This window comes from Streptomyces colwelliae (genome assembly GCF_048158785.1).
Taxonomy (GTDB): Bacteria; Actinomycetota; Actinomycetes; order Streptomycetales; family Streptomycetaceae; genus Streptomyces.
Window position 1 is genome coordinate 1 of the sequence record NZ_JBLTJC010000996.1, and the last position, 421, is coordinate 421.

Consider the following 421-nt stretch of genomic DNA (forward strand, 5'->3'; position numbering starts at 1 on the left):
CGGTGACCGTGAACGTCGACGTCGACAGCGTCCCGCCGTCGATCTCCCGGTCGTACTCGACCGCCACCGCGACGAGCTTCTGCCCGGCTCCGAAGACCTGCGTGATGGCGGTGGGCGGGCTGGAGCACCCCGGCGGTCCACCGCTACGAGGTCCCGTCCCTCCACGCCTTGAAGTTCGTCCTCCACGACGCGCTCGACGGCGGAGTCACCCGTTCCCTGGCGCTGGACGCCCACGGGAAAAGCCTCGCGGCCTGCCTGCTGGAGATGGACGTACCGGAGCCCTCACCCACCCCCGACCCGACGAAGGACTGACCCGATGACGAAGCCCCAGGCCGAGCCCACCGCACGCACCACCCACGGCGTCCTGCGCGGAACCACGACCGACGACGGCACGTCGACGCTCTTCGCAGGCGTACCGTTC

2 protein-coding genes are annotated in these 421 nt (G+C 70.5%); one reads left to right on the forward strand and one right to left on the reverse strand.

Translation table 11 applies throughout. From position 1 onward, the window contains the following. On the reverse strand, positions 1 to 106 hold a 106-nt coding region (locus tag ACNFOC_RS55525; RefSeq protein WP_416966462.1), incomplete at its 3' end, for a hypothetical protein. Positions 107 to 168: 62 nt separating this feature from the next. Between ACNFOC_RS55525 and ACNFOC_RS55530 the strand changes: the two genes are divergently transcribed. Beyond that, positions 169 to 312, forward strand: coding sequence for an AtuA-related protein (locus ACNFOC_RS55530; RefSeq protein WP_416966461.1), 144 nt, complete (start codon positions 169 to 171; stop codon positions 310 to 312). Positions 313 to 421: the final 109 nt, after the last annotated feature.